Origin of the sequence: Phenylobacterium hankyongense (genome assembly GCF_003254505.1) — a bacterium.
GTDB classification, from domain to species: domain Bacteria; phylum Pseudomonadota; class Alphaproteobacteria; order Caulobacterales; family Caulobacteraceae; genus Phenylobacterium; species Phenylobacterium hankyongense.
The window spans coordinates 2,200,062-2,216,621 of record NZ_QFYP01000001.1 but is presented as its reverse complement, the minus strand read 5'-3'; the positions used below and the strand labels follow the sequence as shown (position 1 = coordinate 2,216,621).

Genomic DNA, 16,560 nt, shown 5'->3' with positions numbered 1-16,560 from the left:
GGCTCAGCTCACCGTGAAACCGATCCACCGGCCGAAGAGCACGACGCCGATCCAGAGCAGCAGCGAGGTCGCGCCGGCGATCTTGGCGGCGAAGGGCGTCCTGACCACCTCGTCCCAGACGTGCACCGAGCGCCAGGTGATGAGGTGGAAGAACACCATGTTCAGGCCGGCGAGGACCAGCAGCACCATCTTCATGCGGAACGGAATGTCGGCCCAGTACTTGGTCGCCGCCGACGCGAACAGCAGCGCGCCCGAGATCAGCGCGACCGCGAAGGCGCCCCAGGTGAACGGCAGCACGTCGGCGGTCAGCCGCCGCACCCCCTTGGTGTGGCCGGGCACGCCGAGCAGGCGGAAGTCGACGATGGCGATCGTGCCCACCACCAGGGTGATGGCCAGGACGTGGGCGGTTTCCACCGCCGGGAACAGGAAGCCGCTTTCGCGCAGCGCGGTCGCCACCGGCGTCGCCTCGATCGCTTTCAGCAATTCACCGAAGGTCATGTTCTTCCTCGAAACGGTGAGTGTAGGTCGGACGGCAGGGTCACAGGCTGTAGGCGATCCATCGCCCGCACACGACGATCGCCGCCCACAGGCCGAGCGAGGCCCAGGCCAGGGCCTTGACCTGCAGCCGCCGCGACGGCGACGCCCAGTAGAGCTTGTCGGTCCGCAGCGGCCGCTGGAACACCGCGGTGATCACCAGCACGGCGGCCAGCAGGCCCATCTTGATCCCGAACGTCGGGTTCTCGAGCGCGCGCTTGGGCTCGCCGATGACCAGGGTCGAGCCGGTGATCAGCAGCACCAGCACGCCCCACCAGATCCACGGCAGGTAGCGGTGGCTGAAGGCGCCGATCGGATCGTCGCGGCCGACCACACCGGCCAGCCGCAGGTCGAGCAGCAGCACCGAGGACATCACCGCGGCGATGGCCAGGATATGGATGCTCTGGACCAGGGGGATGACCCAGGTCACCTCCTGGATCACGCTGCTCAGCGGCGTGCTTCCCAGCCAGTGGCTGACGTCATGAAGGGTCATGCTGCTCTTGCCCCGCGACTTGGGTTGGCTCGGCGGATGGCGATGTGGCGGCGGGCGCTCAGTACCATGGCCGCAACCTGACCTCGACGCCGGCGTCCGTGCCCACCAGGCGGGCGAACTCGCCCACGTCGCTGCCGCGCGAGTGGTAGGGGTAGACGACCTTCGGCTTGAAGGCGCGCACCGCCTCGGCCGCCTGTTGCGGCGTCATCGTGAAGGGCAGGTTCATGGGGATGAAGGCCACGTCGATGGCCTTCAGCGCCAGCATCTCCGGCGTCGGCTCGGTGTCGCCGGCGATGTAGATGCGCTTGCCGCCCAGGGTGAGGACGTAGCCGTCGCCGCGGCCCTTGGTGTGGAACTTCGCGCGCTCCGGGGTGGTGTTGTACATCGCGATCGCCTCGATGCGGATCCCCTCGGCCGTCGTGGTCTCGCCGTTCGCCAGGGCGTGCACCGCCGGCTGCAGGTCCGCCGGCAGCGCCGCCCGGACGGCCGCCGGGGCGACGATCGAGGTCTTCGGCCCCTTCAGCGCGGCCAGGGTCGGCGCGTCCATGTGGTCGGCGTGGATGTCGGTGATCAGGATCAGGTCGGGCCTGGGCAGCCCCGCATAGCGGTCCGCGCCGCCCACCGGATCGACGTAGACGACCTTGCCGTTCCAGCTCATCACGAAGCTGGCGTGGTTCACCGGGTGGATGACCAGCGGCCCGGCCTTGGTGGCCAGCTGGTCGCCGGAGAGCGCCGGCTGGGCGAAGGCGGGGCTCGCCGGCAGGGCGGCGCCCAGGGCCAGGGCGACGGCGATCGCGGCGGACCCGATCAGACGGCGTTTCATGAAGGTCTCCCAGTCGTTGCGGGGCGCGAGGCGTTGCCGGGCATGGGCTAGGGCTCGCCAGCCATCGGCGCGGCCGCGCCGATGGCGGGTGCGGCGGTCGCGCCGGCGCGGAGCACGAACCAGCCCATGGCGAAGACGCCCAGCGCGCAGGCCAGCGACACCGCGCCGGCCACCAGGAAGAGGTTGGGGACGCTGACGCCGGCGGCGATCAGCAGGCCGCCGAAGATCGGGCCGAGGATGGCGCCGATCCGCCCGGAGCCCATCAGCCAGCCGACCCCGGTGGCGCGCAGGGCGGTCTTGTAGAAGGTGGCGCCGAGCGCCACGACGCACATCTGGGCGCCGATGCTGAGCGCGCCGGCCACGGCGCTGACCGTCAGCATCAACGGCGCGGAATGGGCGCTGAGGCCGATCCCGGCGATGGCCACCGCGCCCAGGGCGTAGGCCCAGCCGATCGGCAGGGCCGGACCGCGGCGGTCGGCCAGCCGGCCGATCACCAGGCAGCCGGCGATCGCGCCGATGTTGAGCGCCGCGACGCCCAGCACCGCGCTCTTCATCGGCATCCCGGCCTGGCGCGCGATCAGCGGCCACCAGTTCACCAGGAAGTAGGAGAGCATCAGGCTGAGCAGGAAGGTGACGGTCAGGATGACCGTGCCCAGCGCCCGGCCCTCTGCGAACAGGGTGGCGATCGACGCCCGGGGCTCGTCGGCCCCGACCCGCATCTCGCCATCCCAGGCCGCCAGCGCCTTCATGCGGCGCAGGATGGTTTCCACCGCCCGGCGGTTTCCGGCCTGCGCCAGGAAGCGGACGGATTCCGGAACCGCCAGCGCGATCACCGGCAGCAGCAACAGGGGCGCGAGGCTGCCGATGTAGAACAGGCTCGGCCAGCCGAAGGCCGGGATCAGGAAGGCGGCCGACACCCCGCCCACCACCGCGCCCAGCGGGAATCCGCAGAACATCAGCGAGACGATGGTCGCCCGGCGATGGGTCGGCGAATATTCCGAGGTGATGGAGATGATGGCCGGGAGCGCGCCCCCCAGCCCGATCCCGGTCAGGAACCGGACGGCGGCCAGCGCCCCGGTGGAGGTGGTGAACGGCGTCAACAGGGACACCAGGGCGAACAGCAGGATCGCCACCAGCAGGCTGGGCTTGCGGCCGACGCGGTCGGCGGCGACGCCGAACACCAGCGCTCCCACCAGGCTGCCCAGCAGCCCGGCCGCGAAGACATTGCCGAACGCCGCCGGCGCGACCTTCCAGGCGCCCGCGATCTGCGGCGCGGCGAGCGCGATGGCCTGGGTGTCGAAGCCGTCGATCATCGCAATGGCCGCACAGAGCAGGACAATCGAGACCTGGAACCCGCTCATGGGGCTCGCGTCGATCGCCGCCTGGACGCCGGTGTTCTCGCCTGAGGTCATGTCCGCTCCCAACCCAAGTTTCTTGTTGTCCGAGCCCGGCCCAACGACCGGCCCAGCGACCCGTGCGCGGGCGCCCGCCGCCACCAGCGGACGGGCGAAGGTGTCGGCGGAGCCCCGAGAGTGGGCCCCGCCGATCCGCGGATTACTTGGCGCTGTAGGTCAGCGTCCCATCGGCGTTGCGCCGCCAATGCTTGAAGTAGTCCCACTCCAGCTGGGCCTCGCGAGCGTCGCCCCCGTGCGGCAGGTCGGTGACCCAGACGAAGTTGAAGAGGTTGCGCGGCGTGGCGTCGTTGCTCGAGTATTCGGTGATGTGGAAGCGCCCGGCCGGATAGCGGGGATCGACGCCGGCCTTCACCGCCTTGCCGCCCAGCACCAGCACATCGTACGGCGCGGAGTTCGGGCTGTCGTACGTCGCCACCCGGTCCGGCGTGGCGATGTGGTTGTACGCCTTCATCTCGTCGATCGCGTCACGCAGGATGCCTTTGCCGGGGATCTTGCCGTCGGTGGATCCGCCCGCGTCGACGGCGCCGTAGACGATCATCATCGGGATGCGGACGTCGGACTTGGCCTTGAGCGCAGCCATCCGGCCCACGACGTCCGGAGACATCGGGCCGATGCCGTTGTTCGGGGAGACCGCCGCGAACAGGGTCGGGTGGGCGACGCCCATCATGTAGGTCATGCCGCTGCCGAACGAGAAGCCCTGCATGTAGACCCGGGACTTATCGATCCCGTAGTTGGCGCCCGTCTCGGCGATCACCTGCTCGATGAACTTGGCGTCCGTGCCGTCGGCGCGGGTGAAGTCCCAGCGGTCCTTCTGGCCGCTTATGTAGACGGTGATGAAGCCTTCCTTCTCGCCGACCTCATGCATCCGGATCTGGCTGAGATAGAGCCAGGCCGGGTACATCGCGCCGTGCGCCGAGATGACCAGCGGCAGGGACTGGCCCTTGCGATAGGTCGAGGGCGTCTTGACGTAGTACTTGTAGGTCACCCCGTTCACGGTGGTCGAACGGACGTCGAAGCTCTTGTTCACCTCCGCCTCGGTCATCACCGAGCCGACGTCGCCGTTGGGCGACGACGTCCAGCGGGCGGTGTGCTTGAAGAAGTCGTTCCATATCGCCGAGCTCATCGCCTGGTCGTACTTGGCGGCGGCCGGCAGGACGGTCGTGCGGACCTGCTGCATCTGGTGCTGCGGGTTGCGGTAGATCGTCGTCTGGAAGCCGTCGACGACGCGGGTCTGGGCGGCCGGGGCGACCCCGTTGCTCCGCTTCCAGTAGGCGGTGAGCTTGGACTCCACGGGGTTCGGCGCGCCGTGCGTGAACAGCCACGTCGGGACCGGCACCTGCTTCTTGAGCTGCTTCCAGGTCGGCTCGGCGTTCTTCCCGCCGCGCTGGTTCTCGAAATAGCCTTGCGCCGGCTGATCGCCCTTCGCGAGGGCCGCATCGTAGGCGACGCCGTCCACGGTCGCGACCGCGGCGTAGACGCCGGGACTGCTGACGGCGAACTCCTGGGCTGCGATCGCGCCCGCGCCGGCGCCCGTCAGATAGTTGAACGGATGCCAGGTTGTCGCGTGAGGCGCGCGCGGCACGCGCGGATCTGCGCCCTCGCCGCCGCCGCCTCGCGGGGCCGCACCCTCCGCGCCTTCCGCACCGGCCGCTCCGCCGCGGCCTTGGCCGCCTTCTCCGCCTTGGCCGCCGCGCTGGCCGCCACCCTGACCGCCGCCTTGGCCGCCCTGACCGCCAGGCGCGCGCACCATCAGATGGGTGCTGGCGTGGTCGTAGACCGCCTTCAGGTAGAGGTCCTCGCCGCCGCTGTTGGGGGCCCAGGTCTTGTTGACCGCCTGCGGGAAGACCACCACGAAGCCGTTCTCGTCGGCGACCTTCATCCAGCCGGATTGCTTCGCGAACTCCTCTGCGGTCTGGCCGTTGTCGTGCAGCGCGTAGACCACGAAGTTGTAGCCGGTCGGATTATAGCTGGCCGGGATGTAATAGAGGTAGCTGCGGTCCGTCGGGCCAACCGTGACGGCGTTGCGGATCAGCGGCGAGGCCTCGGCCGCGGGCCGGCGGGCCGGCGCGGCCTCGGCCCCATAGGCCGACTCCGCGGCCGCGCCGACCTGCGGCTCGCCCTGGTCGCAGAACGAGTTCTGGCCATCGAGGTCCGCGGCGCACGGATACTGATGCGAGCGCGTGACCCCGGTCCATTTGACCTGGTTTCCCGCGACCTGCACGTTGGTGACCTTGACGCTCTCCCAGGCGAGATTGCCGATGGCGAGGCTGGTCGCCTTCTGCAGGGTCTCGGCGTCGGCGACCTTGGGCGCGCCGGGCGCCGCCGAGGGACCACCCGCGGTCGGGCCCGCGGTCTGGCAGGCCGTGAGGCCGAGGAGCGCGCAGATCGCGACGTGGCTGAAGTATTTATTGACCATGATCTTTTCCCCGGGAGTCAGCGTTACTTAGGCGCGTCGGGTTCGACGATGCCGTTGTTTCCGGCGGCTTCCCGGTTGTTCTCGTCGCGATTGTATTCGACCGATTCCCAGTCCGGCCGGCGATACCAGATCTTCTCGGTCGTCCAGGGCTTGGCGAAGGCCTTCGGGTCCTCGACGGTGATCTCGTCGACCAGGGTCTTGTGGTCGCGCAGGTAGAACCGCTCCTTGATCCGCAGCGCGTCGCTGTGCGGGCCGCCGCCGGGCAGGCGGGTGTCCTTGCGGATGCAGCAGGTGTCGACGAGCAGCTCCTTGCCGACCCAGCGTCCGACCGAGTGGCCGGTGGAGGTGGGCAGGGTGTCGTCGGCCTCGACGGCGCGGCCGTCGGTGTAGATCCGCCGCGGCGAGCCGTTTTCGCTCATGATCGTCACCTGAACGGGACTGATCTGGATATCCATCGGGAACAGCATGTTCATCATGCCGGGCATGGTCTGCATCGGGCCGCCCGGGCCGTAGCGCCCCGCCCGCGGACCCGCCGCCTTGCGGGCGTCATCGAGCCGCTTCTGATAGTCGGCGTTGTAAGGCGGATCCTGCGGCACGCCGACGGGAATGCGGTTGTCCCAGACGTTGTCCCCGTCGCGCTCCCAGATCCCGCTCCAGTCCGGCAGACTCGAGAAGCTCGGCAGCTTGGGGCTCCCGGCGGGATAGTGGGCGGTCTGCGCCCACGAACCGCCGGCCAGCAGGCTCACCCCCGCCGCAAGGCCGACCACCGCGGTCGCCAGCCAAGGCTGGTGAATGCGCTTCTTCATGCGTTCCCTTCCAACTCGTTTTTCAGCAGTCCTGTGTCGATCGGCGCGCCTAGTTCGGCGTGATGCCCGAACTGATCGTCTTGCCGTTCGACAACGTGGCCGAAAGGAAGGCGCCGCCCCGTTGACCGGTCTTGATCGGGTAGACGACGATGGTGATCTTATCGCCCGGCTTGAAGGTGTTGACGCCCCAGCCGCGGCGGATCAGGGTATTCACGCTGGCGCCTTCGATGCTGTACTCGATCTGGTGACCGTTTTCGTCGACCAACAACTGCAGCCAGCTGTGCGGATTGGTGAATTGCCAATCCTTCACCGTCCCCTGCAGCTGCACCTTCTTGCTCTGGTCGAACATCGCGAACGAGTGGTGCGCCAGCGCCGGGCCGGACGTCGCCGCCGAAACGCCCAGGGCGGCCAGGCCGGCGACGGCCATCCGCAAGGCGACCGTCACGGGCCGAGAGTTGACTGCGAACTGTCCCATCATTTCCTCCAACCAAGCCGGCCGCCTTCAGGCAGCCTTGCTCCACCAACATAGGAAGGCAGTTAGTCTAACTCCCCAGGTTCGGGAATATATTTATTACGTTTACTGTGGTTATCCGAATGTATCCTCTTTGAGTTACTTCGACACAGTTCGACATACTACGGGGACTTCACACCGGGCGGCCCGATGCGGTACTCTTCTGCGAACCGAAAAGAGGCCCTGAGGTCCGCAGTTCTCTGGGAAGGACGATGGCGATACACGCTGTGCAGGAACCGCCCGCCGACGCCGCCTCCGGGCATGCGCATCAGCACACGCTTCTGGTGGTCGACGACGACGTCGAGATCCGCACCCTGGTCGCCGAGCAACTCGGCGCCGCCGGCTATCTGGTCCTGACCGCGGCCGACGGCCCCTCGATGAATGCGGTGCTGGACGCCCAGCCGGTCGACCTGATCATCCTGGACCTGAACCTGCCCGGCGACGACGGCCTGACCCTCTGCCGCGAGAGCCGCAGCCGCCGCAACATCCCGATCATCATGCTGACCGCGCGCGGCGAACCGATCGACCGGATCATCGGCCTGGAGGTCGGCGCGGACGACTACATCGCAAAGCCGTTCGACCCCCGGGAGCTCACGGCGCGGGTGCGCAGCGTGATGCGGCGCGCCTACCTGCCGCTGAAGCCCCAGGAAGCGGCGCCGCCGAAGCGCGCCGTGTTCCGCGGCTGGACCCTCGACTTCGAGAACCGCCGCCTGGCCGATTCCCGGGGACGGGTCGTCATGCTGTCGGGCAGCGAATACAGCCTGCTGAAGTTCTTCGTTGAACACGCCAACCAGGTGCTCACCCGCGAGCAACTGCTCACCCTCACGTCCCAGCCGAGCCAGACCGCCACCTCCGCCCAGCGGATCGCCGACCTGCAGATCAGCCGGCTGCGGCAGAAGCTCGACGACGATGCGCGGGCGTCCGAATTGATTATGACGGTCAGGGGCCAGGGCTACGTGCTGGCCGCGGCGGTCACCTTCGAATGAACTTCCGCCAATACTTCCAATCGATGGCGGGGCGGCTGTTCGTCTTCCTGCTGATTGGGGTCATCGGCTCGGCCAGCCTGGCGCTGGGCATGGCCGACACGCGGCGGATCTCGGACCTGCATCGCATCCGGCTGGGGCGGCTGGTGGACCGCCTGGACGACTTCCTCTCCGTCGCCGGCCGCGCGCCGGAGCCGCTGCGCACGCAGCTGCTGACCGAAGGCGTGCCGGGCATCCGGCGGTCCAGCGGCGCGGAGCGGATCACCCAGGCCGATCCGGAACTCGCCCGGGCGCTCAGCCTGCGGACCAAGAGCGTCGCCCAGGCCGACCGGGCGCTGTCCTGGTCGTGCTTCGGGCCCTCGCCGGTCAGCGCCTTCTCCGACCAGTTCAACTGCTGGGTGGTCACCGCGCGCCTGACTGACGGAGAACTTGTGAAGCTGCAGGTCCGCGGCCCGCATGGGTCGACGGCCGACCTGCCGGAACTCGATCCGCTGTTCGTGCTGATTTCGGCGATCGCCGTCGCCGGCCTCGCCTTCTTCGCCGCCCGCATGGCCGCCGCGCCGCTGAAGAACCTGTCGCGCGCCGCCCAGGCCCTGGGCGGTGATCTCGACACCCTGCCGCTGCCGGAACGCGGACCCTATGAGGTGCGCGAGGCGGCCCAGGCGTTCAACGCCATGCAGGCGCGGCTGAGGGACCACGTCACCGAGCGGACCCACATGCTGGCCTCGATCACCCACGACCTGCAGACCCCGATGACCCGGCTGCGGCTGCGGCTGGAGAAGGTCCAGGACCCGGCGCTGCGCAGCCGGCTGATCGACGACCTGGGCGCCATGCAGGCGCTGATCCGCGAAGGCCTCGACTACTCCCGAAGCAACCAGACGAACGAGCCGTTCGCGCCGCTCGCGCTCGACCACCTCCTCGACATCCTGGTCGACGACGCCACCGACGCCGGCAAGGCGGTGACCTTCGCCCGGCGCAGCGGGTGCGACGTCGAGGCCCGGCCGCGGGCGTTGCAGCGATGCCTGGGCAACCTGCTGGACAATGCGCTGAAGTACGGCGGCTCCGCGGACGTCACCGCCGACTGGATCGGCCGCGAGGTCCACATCCGCATCCGCGACCACGGGCCGGGCATCCCACCCGACAAGGTCGACCTGGTGCTGAAGCCCTTCGTGCGCCTGGACCCCTTCGGGGCCAAGGGGATCGACGGGGTGGGCCTCGGACTGACCATCGCCAAGACCCTGGCGGACAAGAACGAGGCCGAGCTGGTGCTGCGCAACCATCCGCAGGGCGGCCTGGAGGCCAGCCTGATCCTCCGCCGCGGCGTGGCGGAGAACCTCCGACCCGCGCCACCGGCGTCCGCTCCCGGCAAGCCGCCCCTCCCCTTTCGCGACCGCCAGCCCCGGCGAGGCCGGGCGGCCGGGAAAGTCCCGCAGGGCTGAACCGCGCGGCGGCTCCGCAAGTATACGCCGGAAAAGATCGCTCGATACATAGAGACATATTCCGATTTATACTGAAATACTCCGGACTTAACTCGCCTTTATTCACCCACGTCTTGACAGCTGCGGCATGAAGTCCGAGACCTCGCCCAGGTGCGCTGAAGGCGCCACCCAGGAGGAGGCGATCATGCCGAACAACACGCCGGACACCACGATCGTCGTCACCGACGCCGCCGGCGAGCCCGTGGGCGGCCCGGCCGCCGCGGCCCTGGTGCTGTTCCGGTTCAGTGACGCCGTCGACCAGCGCCGGCCCGAGGCCGTGGCCGAGCTCTTCACCGAGGCGGCGCTGTTCCGCCCGGGAAAGGCCGAGCACCGCGGCCGCGCCGCCATCGAAGCCTTTTATCGCGGGCGCCTGTCGGACCCGCGGCGCACGACCCGCCACCTGTGGGCCAATGTCGAGGTCAGGCCGGTGAGCGACACCGAGGCCCGGATCAAGGCCGTGCTGACCAACTACGCCTTCGAACCCGAGGTGTCCGAGACCGACCTGCAGATGCGGGTCGGCAATGTCGAGGGCCGCTGCGTCGCCGGTCCCGACGGCCGCTGGCGGTTCGCCGAGCACCTCTACGAGCGGATATTTGCGGTGAGCCTGCCCTTGGGCGCCGCGGCAGCCTCAACCCAGGGACCCAAACCATGACCAGCTTGAACTTGGAGAAGGCGTCGCGGATCGTCGACGCGGCCCTCGAGCATGCCGCCAGCCAGGGGATGAAGCCCCTGACCGTCGCAGTGCTCGACGCCGGCGGCCACCTGGTCGCCTTCAAGCGGCAGGACCGCACCGGCATCCTGCGGCCGGCGATCGCCCAGGGTAAGGCCTGGGGCGCCCTGGGGATGGGTCTCGGCGGACGCGCCCTGGCGCAACGGGCCGAAATGGCCCCGGCCTTCTTCACCGCGCTGGCCAGCGCCTCCGACGGGCGGGTGATCCCGGTGCCGGGCGGCGTGCTGATCAAGAACGCCGAGGGCGACGTGGTCGGCGCGGTCGGCATCAGCGGCGACCTGCCCGACAACGACGAGGCCTGCGCCGTGTACGGCATCGAGCAGGCCGGACTGATCGCCGATCCCGGCCAGCCCCACTGACAACCGGCCAGCCGGACCGCTCGTCAACCGCAAGTCCCCCACCGCAAGCTACAGGGCCGACCTTGAAACTCGCCACCTTCCATGACGGCGCCGCCACCAGGCTCGGCCTGGTGGAGGGCGAGGAGATCGTCGACCTCGCCACCGGCGACGACCGGTTCCCGGACGACTGGATCCCGCTGCTCGCCGCCGGCCCCGAGGGGCTGGAAGCGGCTCGGCGCGCCGCCGGCTCGGCCCGGCGGCTGCCTTTGTCCAGCGTCCGGCTCGGGCCGCCGATCACGCGGCCGCGCAAGTTCCTGGGCCTGGGCCTGTGCTTCCGATCCCACATCGAGGAGATCCGCGCCAAGGGCGGCCCGATCCCGGATCACCAGCTGTGGTTCAACAAGCAGGTGACCTCGCTGAACGGGCCCTATGAGCCCATCCACATGCCCGGCGTATCCCGGGAGCTCGACTACGAAGGCGAGGTCGCCATCGTCATCGGCAAGCGCGCGCGCCACGTCCGCAGCCGCGACGCCGCCGCGATCATCGCCGGCTACATGGTCTGCAACGACGTCAGCGTCCGCGACTGGCAGCGGCGGTCGCCGACCGGCACGCTGGGCAAGTCCTTCGACACCCACGGCCCCACCGGCCCCTGGCTGACCACGGCCGACGAGGTCCCGGATCCGGCCGACCTGCGCATCCGGACCTGGGTGGACGGCGAGTTGCGCCAGGACGGGAACACCAGCGACCTGATCTACAGCTTCGGCGACATGATCGAGGAGCTGACCACGGTCTTCACCCTCGAGCCGGGCGACATCCTGACCACCGGAACGCCGTCCGGCGTCGGCCAGGGCTTCAGTCCGCCGCGCTACCTGACCGAAGGCCAGGTGGTCCGGGTCGAGGTGGAGGGCCTGGGCCAGCTCGAGAACGAGGTGGTCCCCGAGCCCCGCTAGCGCCGGCGCCGGCTCCGGCCGGTCGGACTGGCCACCGCTCCAACATGAAAGAAGCGCCGGGGCGATCGCTCGCCCCGGCGCTTCGTTTCGTTCGGCCCGATCGCCCTGCCGCCGGGGCGTCCGGCGGCAGGGCGCTGAGGGATCAGTACCGGAGCCGCACCCCGACCGTGAAGTAACGGCCCATGACGTCGTCGCCGACCACGCTCGGCGTGCCGAAGCCCGGGATGCCGGCGAAGGTGGTGGAGGGCGAAATCCGCGGCGCCTGGTCGAACAGGTTGGTGACCGTGAAGAAGGCGTGGGTGTCGTGCCCGGCCACGATGAACCGGTAGGCCACGTTCACGTCGCTGTAGAAGATCGCCGGCAGCGCCGGATCCGCATAGATCTGCAGCGGGTTGCCGCTCCGGTTCTGCTTGCTCAGGTAGCGCAGCTGCCAATCCACGGAGAACGGCCCGTTGGTGTAGCCGAACATGCCGGTGATGCGGGTCGCCGAGAGCCCTGCCACGCCGGCCGCGTTGGTCAGCTGCGAGGTCGGGTAGGAGCGGCTCTTCAGCACCGGCTGGTAGGCGTAGAGCAGCCGCAGGTCCACCTTGCCCGGCAGGCTGGCGGCGATCGAGGAGAGCTCGAAGTCGTAGCTCGCCTCGGCGTCGATCCCGTGCGTGTAGGTCTGGGCGATGTTCTGGCTGTAGTTGTAGACCAGCGTCGGGAAGTTGGCCGCCGAGTGGTCGCTGAACGGGTTGGGCCGGACAACGGTCGCGCACAGCGGCGAGGCGCCGCCGGACGCTTCGCATTCCTGCAGGATGGCGGTGTTGGAGCCGTTGATCGTGCCGATCGCGTCACGGATCTCGATATTGTAGTAGTCCAGCGAGATCGAGAACCGCGGGATAAAGGCCGGCGTGTAGACCACGCCCGCCGTCGAGGTGCGCGCGACTTCCGGAACCAGGTTGGGATTGCCGCCGCCCTGGACGGCGACCACCCCGTTAACGCCGGTGTGGGGATCGTTGACGTTCAGGAACGCGATGGTCCGGCCGGAATAGAGGTCGGCCAGCGTCGGCGCGCGGATGTCGCGCGACTCGGTCAGCCGGAAGCGCAGGTCGTGGAACGGCTGGTAGTTCAGGCCGACCTTCCAGGTCGTGGCCGGGCCGCTGGAGCTGTACTCCGTGTAGCGGGCCGCGGCGTTGAGTTCGAGCTTGTCGGCGAACGGCACGCCGTTCAGCAGCGGGAAGACGGTTTCGCCGGCGATTTCCCACACATTGTTGCCGCCGCTCATCGGCCCCTGGGTCGCGTAGGCCCAGATCGAGGTGGGCACGGCGCCCATGCGGATGCCAGTGAAGCTCGACGTAAGCGAAGGGTCCCCCGCGACCACTGGGGCGGCGTTGGTGGTCTCCACCAGGCTCTGCGAGCGGTACTCATAGTTCAGGGCCGCCGACACGGGTCCCGCCCAGTTGCGGAAGACCTCGCCTGAGATGGTGGCGCTGAAATCGTCGACCTTGTTGACCGCCTGCCACTGCGTCTCGCCGTAGATGTACGCCTTGGCCGCCGCGCTCGCGCTGTTGTTCCCGAACAGGTCGATCGGCACGCACCCGGGATAGAGGCCCGGGTTGGTGATGGTGACGCGGCAGACGGTGGCGCCGCTGGAATCCTTCACGGCGTCGAGGGCGGCGTAGAGCCGCGGATAGTTGATGTTGTTCTGAAGGTCCGACCGGACGCGGGCTTCGCCGTGCGTGTAGTAGACGTCCCAGATGTACTTGTCGCGAAGGGTGCCCGTCAGGCCGGTGGTGACGTTGATCGCCGTGGTGGTCTGGTCCACGGTCGCGTCGAGCGCCAGGTCGCGATTGAGGCGGCTCATGTTGAAGCTGGCCGCCCGGGCGCCGGTCAGCGTCGCCTGCTCCGAAGGCGTCAGGAACGCATTGCCGCTGTAGATCGTCAGCGAGTTCGGCGGCGCGTTCGAGTTGCGCAGGTTGGAGGTGCGCGATTCCGTCCCGCTGACCTGGATATACCCCTTGGTGGTGTCGCTGAAGTCGTACTCGAAGCGGCCAAATCCCTGGTCGGTCCGCAGGTTCGGAACCAGGTTCAGGCCGGTGTAGTAGGCGCCGTCGCCGCCGACCGCGATGCCGTTGGTCTTGGTGGCCACGCCCTTGTTGAAGGGCGCGAGCGTCCCGTCGGAGAGGAACTGCTGGCCGGCGAACGGGCCGCTGGTCGCCAGGCCGCCATAGGATGCGCCGGACAGGCGGGCGTCATAGGTCAGCACGTACGGGTTCGCGGCGGTGCCGCCCCCGGTGTAGACAGGGACCTGCGTGCCGTAGCTGCGATCCTCGTGCGATTTGATGCCGGCGTTCTGGTAGTGCTCGGCGCTCCAGATCACGTGTCCGCGGTCGAAGACGTCCGCGCCGCCGGCGACGCCAAGTTTCAGAGACCCCCCGTCCTGGCGGTCCGAGACGCCGGTCTGGGCCTGCGCCTTCAGGCCGGTGAAGTGGGTGTCGAGTACGAAGTTCACCACGCCGGTCACGGCGTCCGAGCCGTAGACGGCCGAGGCGCCGCCGGTGACGACGTCGACGCGCTGCACCAGCATCTGCGGCAGCGTGTTGGTGTCGACCTGGCCGTTGAGCGTCGTCGCCGGCACGCGGCGCCCGTCCATCAGGATCAGGGTGCGGATGGCGCCGAACGAGCGCAGGTTCAGGAAGTTGCCGCTGAAGATGTTCGACGCGCCGCTGCCGGCGCCGTTGCCGGAGCCCACGCTGGTGGTCGAGCCGGCGAACTGCGGCAGCTTGTTCAGGGCCTCGGGAATGTTCGACGGGGTGGTCTGCAGCAGCTGGTCGACCGTGGCCACGGTGACCGGGGTCGGAGCCGCGAAGCCGTTGCGGATGCGCGAGCCGGTGACCACCACCGCTTCGAGCTCCGCAGGCGCCGCGCTGGCGCTCACGGGGGCGTCGGCCGCCGCGTTGACCTGCTGCGCCAGCGCCGGCGACGCCAGGGCCAGAACGCTTACGCCGCCGCACAGTGCGGTCATCAATTTGGTGATCATCGCCTCCCCCTTTGGGTCACGTGTTTTTTTATGGGGCGGCGCGGAGGCGGCCCCTTGGATGCGTCCGAACCGGTCGAACTGCATCAAGCCATGCCTCAATATCGTCACACTACTTCAGAGGAAATATATTTATGATTATGCCGGTTTATATCAAAGTGTTTCCATATAAATCCGAATTATGCAGACAATACTTATATTCACGCCACCGTGAACTTGCACGTTGCAGTGGTAGCTTTGAATTGTGACGAATTCGATCTTCCGAGCGCAACGCGTCGCGCGGCGTCCGCGGTCCCATCGCGCGCCGGCTCACGTCTGGGCCGCGAGGGTCGCGGCCGGCGACTCAGCCCCCGCCAGCGGGCTCGGACAGCGGCCCATGCCAGGCGCATTTCAGCCGCTGAATGCGTCGCTTACGGCGCGGGTCGGTCCGCGTCGGGCTGACGGTCGGGGTGGGCGGCGATGAAGGCCGGATGCCCGGCGGCGGCGTCCGCGACGCGCCGGATCTTCGGGAACGGGCTGAGGTCGACGCCGAAACGGACCGCTGAATAGATCTGCGGCACGAGGCAGCAGTCGGCAAGACCAGGCGCGTCCGCGAAGCACCAGTCGCCCGCTTCCAGCCGCGGCTCGACGGCGGCGAATCCGCGCCCGATCCACTCATGGGTCCAGGCCGTGAGCTGGCCCTCCGGCGCGCCGTTGACGTCGCGCAGCCAGGTCTGGACGCGCAGGTTGTTCAGCGGGTGGATGTCGCAGCAGATGATGTCCGCCACCGCCCGGACCTGGGCGCGGGCGAAAGGATCACGCGGCAGCAGTGGCGGTTGCGGCGCCTCCTCGTCGAGCCATTCGAGGATCGCCAGGCTCTGGGTGAGCGTCCGGCCGTCAGCCTCGAGCACCGGCACCAGCCCTTCGGGGTTGAACTCAAGGAAGGCCGGGTCGCGCTGCGCCCCGGTGCGCAGATCCACCGTCCGGGTGTCGTAGTCCACACCCTTCAGGTTCAGCGCGATCCGGACGCGATAGGACGCGGTCGATCGCCAGTAGCTATGCAGCCGCAGCCGCATGGCGCTCTCCGACCACGGTCTGCTGGATGGCGCCAAAGATCGACTTGCCGTCTGCGTCGCGCATCTCGATCCCCACCCGATCGCCGACCTGCAGGAAGGGCGTCTCCGGTCCTCCGCGAAGGATGGTCTCGACCATCCGCACTTCGGCGATGCAGGAGTAGCCCAGGCCGCCTTCCGCCACCGGGCGGCCGGGGCCGCCGTCGGCGTCCCGGTTGGAGACGGTGCCCGAGCCGATGATGCTGCCGGCGCACAGGCTCCGGGTCTTGGCGACGTGGGCGATCAGCGTCCCGAAGTCGAAGGTCATATCGACTCCGGCGTCCGCCTGGCCGAAGGGCCGCCCGTTCAGCGTCACCCGCAGGGCGCCGTGCAGCTTGCCGTCTTTCCAGGCCGCGCCGAGCGCATCCGGCGTCACCGCCACCGGCGCGAAGGCGCTGGCGGGCTTCGACTGCAGGAAGCCGAAGCCCTTGCCCAGTTCGGCGGGGATCAGCCCCCTCAGCGAGACGTCGTTGACCAGGGTCACCAGACGGATGGCGGCCAGCGCCTCCTCGCGGCTGGCGCCCAGCGGCACCTCATCGACGATCACCGCGATCTCGGCTTCGAAGTCCGCCCCCCAGGCCTCGTCCGCCAGCGGGATCGGCTCATGCGGCGCGAGAAAGCCGTCGGAGGCCCCCTGGTACATCAGCGGATCGGTCCAGAAGCTGTCCGGCATGGTCGCCCCGCGCGCGCGCCGCACCAGCTCCACATGGTTCACATAGGCCGAGCCGTCCGCCCACTGGAACGCCCGCGGCAGGGGGCTCACCGTATCCGCCTCCTGGAACGGCTGGACGGCGGCATATCCAGTCTCGACCTTGGCGGACATTTCCCGCAGCCAGGGCTCGACGGCCGACCAGTCGTCCAGTGCGGCCTGCAGGGTCGGGGCGATCGCCGAGGCGTCGGCGCAAAGTCGAAGGTCGTCGGAAACCACCACCAGGCGGCCATCGCGACCCGATTTCAGCGAAGCCAGCTTCAT

General features: G+C 68.9%; 15 protein-coding genes. 5 read left to right on the top strand and 10 right to left on the bottom strand.

What is annotated here, in order from left to right; all coding sequences use genetic code 11:
• Positions 1 to 3 precede the first annotated feature (3 nt).
• The 7 genes from DJ021_RS10770 to DJ021_RS10740 form a co-directional block, all read right to left on the bottom strand.
• Positions 4 to 498: a DUF6644 family protein gene (locus tag DJ021_RS10770; protein ID WP_111457545.1), complete on the bottom strand. Its 495-nt coding sequence runs from the start codon at positions 496 to 498 to the stop codon at positions 4 to 6.
• A 40-nt stretch (positions 499 to 538) separates the two neighbouring features.
• Complete coding sequence (locus DJ021_RS10765) at positions 539 to 1,027, bottom strand: DUF6644 family protein (RefSeq protein ID WP_111457544.1); 489 nt, start codon at positions 1,025 to 1,027, stop codon at positions 539 to 541.
• 58 nt (positions 1,028 to 1,085) lie between these two features.
• Complete coding sequence (locus tag DJ021_RS10760; protein ID WP_111457543.1) at positions 1,086 to 1,850, bottom strand: MBL fold metallo-hydrolase; 765 nt, start codon at positions 1,848 to 1,850, stop codon at positions 1,086 to 1,088.
• Between the two features lie 47 nt (positions 1,851 to 1,897).
• Positions 1,898 to 3,262: an MFS transporter gene (locus DJ021_RS10755; protein WP_111457542.1), complete on the bottom strand. Its 1,365-nt coding sequence runs from the start codon at positions 3,260 to 3,262 to the stop codon at positions 1,898 to 1,900.
• 142 nt (positions 3,263 to 3,404) lie between these two features.
• The gene (locus tag DJ021_RS10750) at positions 3,405 to 5,681 is read right to left on the bottom strand and encodes a PHB depolymerase family esterase (protein WP_111457541.1); all 2,277 of its coding nucleotides are present in this window, start codon (positions 5,679 to 5,681) and stop codon (positions 3,405 to 3,407) included.
• A 23-nt stretch (positions 5,682 to 5,704) separates the two neighbouring features.
• A complete protein-coding gene (locus DJ021_RS10745; RefSeq protein ID WP_111457540.1) occupies positions 5,705 to 6,487 on the bottom strand; it encodes a hypothetical protein in 783 nt (260 codons plus the stop codon).
• Between the two features lie 49 nt (positions 6,488 to 6,536).
• Complete coding sequence (locus DJ021_RS10740) at positions 6,537 to 6,962, bottom strand: DUF6152 family protein (protein WP_133254988.1); 426 nt, start codon at positions 6,960 to 6,962, stop codon at positions 6,537 to 6,539.
• A 248-nt stretch (positions 6,963 to 7,210) separates the two neighbouring features.
• Here DJ021_RS10740 and DJ021_RS10735 point away from each other — a divergent pair, with 248 nt between their 5' ends.
• The 5 genes from DJ021_RS10735 (at position 7,211) to DJ021_RS10715 (ending at position 11,477) form a co-directional block, all read left to right on the top strand.
• Complete coding sequence (locus DJ021_RS10735) at positions 7,211 to 7,984, top strand: response regulator (protein WP_111457538.1); 774 nt, start codon at positions 7,211 to 7,213, stop codon at positions 7,982 to 7,984.
• The gene (locus DJ021_RS10730) at positions 7,981 to 9,420 is read left to right on the top strand and encodes an ATP-binding protein (protein ID WP_111457537.1); all 1,440 of its coding nucleotides are present in this window, start codon (positions 7,981 to 7,983) and stop codon (positions 9,418 to 9,420) included. The genes DJ021_RS10735 and DJ021_RS10730 overlap by 4 nt, the downstream gene beginning before the upstream one ends.
• 127 nt (positions 9,421 to 9,547) lie before the next feature.
• Complete coding sequence (locus tag DJ021_RS10725) at positions 9,548 to 10,111, top strand: SgcJ/EcaC family oxidoreductase (RefSeq protein WP_111457536.1); 564 nt, start codon at positions 9,548 to 9,550, stop codon at positions 10,109 to 10,111.
• Complete coding sequence (locus tag DJ021_RS10720; RefSeq protein WP_111457535.1) at positions 10,108 to 10,548, top strand: GlcG/HbpS family heme-binding protein; 441 nt, start codon at positions 10,108 to 10,110, stop codon at positions 10,546 to 10,548. Before DJ021_RS10725 ends, DJ021_RS10720 begins: the two co-directional genes overlap by 4 nt.
• Before the next feature lie 62 nt (positions 10,549 to 10,610).
• Positions 10,611 to 11,477, top strand: coding sequence for a fumarylacetoacetate hydrolase family protein (locus tag DJ021_RS10715; protein ID WP_111457534.1), 867 nt, complete (start codon positions 10,611 to 10,613; stop codon positions 11,475 to 11,477).
• 142 nt (positions 11,478 to 11,619) lie between these two features.
• On the opposite strand, the gene DJ021_RS10710 is transcribed toward DJ021_RS10715, so the two are convergent.
• The 3 genes from DJ021_RS10710 to DJ021_RS10700 form a co-directional block, all read right to left on the bottom strand.
• Positions 11,620 to 14,499 carry a TonB-dependent receptor domain-containing protein gene (locus tag DJ021_RS10710; protein WP_165837181.1) on the bottom strand — a complete coding sequence of 960 codons (2,880 nt, stop codon included), beginning with the start codon at positions 14,497 to 14,499 and terminating at the stop codon, positions 11,620 to 11,622.
• Between the two features lie 407 nt (positions 14,500 to 14,906).
• Complete coding sequence (gene maiA / locus DJ021_RS10705) at positions 14,907 to 15,551, bottom strand: maleylacetoacetate isomerase (protein WP_111457532.1); 645 nt, start codon at positions 15,549 to 15,551, stop codon at positions 14,907 to 14,909.
• Entirely contained in the window at positions 15,532 to 16,560 is a 1,029-nt protein-coding gene (locus DJ021_RS10700; protein WP_111457531.1) for a fumarylacetoacetate hydrolase family protein, read from the bottom strand. The genes maiA and DJ021_RS10700 overlap by 20 nt, the downstream gene beginning before the upstream one ends.

Excerpts from the sequence above, each read along its gene's own strand:
- DJ021_RS10745 (WP_111457540.1), bottom strand. The coding sequence starts at position 6,487 with ATGAAGAAGCGCATTCACCAGCCTTGGCTGGCGACCGCGGTGGTCGGC.
- DJ021_RS10730 (WP_111457537.1), top strand. The coding sequence starts at position 7,981 with ATGAACTTCCGCCAATACTTCCAATCGATGGCGGGGCGGCTGTTCGTC.
- DJ021_RS10735 (WP_111457538.1), top strand. The coding sequence starts at position 7,211 with ATGGCGATACACGCTGTGCAGGAACCGCCCGCCGACGCCGCCTCCGGG.
- DJ021_RS10700 (WP_111457531.1), bottom strand. The coding sequence starts at position 16,560 with ATGAAGCTGGCTTCGCTGAAATCGGGTCGCGATGGCCGCCTGGTGGTG.
- maiA (WP_111457532.1), bottom strand. The coding sequence starts at position 15,551 with ATGCGGCTGCGGCTGCATAGCTACTGGCGATCGACCGCGTCCTATCGC.
- DJ021_RS10740 (WP_133254988.1), bottom strand. The coding sequence starts at position 6,962 with ATGGGACAGTTCGCAGTCAACTCTCGGCCCGTGACGGTCGCCTTGCGG.
- DJ021_RS10755 (WP_111457542.1), bottom strand. The coding sequence starts at position 3,262 with ATGACCTCAGGCGAGAACACCGGCGTCCAGGCGGCGATCGACGCGAGC.
- DJ021_RS10770 (WP_111457545.1), bottom strand. The coding sequence starts at position 498 with ATGACCTTCGGTGAATTGCTGAAAGCGATCGAGGCGACGCCGGTGGCG.
- DJ021_RS10765 (WP_111457544.1), bottom strand. The coding sequence starts at position 1,027 with ATGACCCTTCATGACGTCAGCCACTGGCTGGGAAGCACGCCGCTGAGC.
- DJ021_RS10725 (WP_111457536.1), top strand. The coding sequence starts at position 9,548 with ATGAAGTCCGAGACCTCGCCCAGGTGCGCTGAAGGCGCCACCCAGGAG.
- DJ021_RS10710 (WP_165837181.1), bottom strand. The coding sequence starts at position 14,499 with ATGATCACCAAATTGATGACCGCACTGTGCGGCGGCGTAAGCGTTCTG.
- DJ021_RS10750 (WP_111457541.1), bottom strand. The coding sequence starts at position 5,681 with ATGGTCAATAAATACTTCAGCCACGTCGCGATCTGCGCGCTCCTCGGC.
- DJ021_RS10720 (WP_111457535.1), top strand. The coding sequence starts at position 10,108 with ATGACCAGCTTGAACTTGGAGAAGGCGTCGCGGATCGTCGACGCGGCC.
- DJ021_RS10760 (WP_111457543.1), bottom strand. The coding sequence starts at position 1,850 with ATGAAACGCCGTCTGATCGGGTCCGCCGCGATCGCCGTCGCCCTGGCC.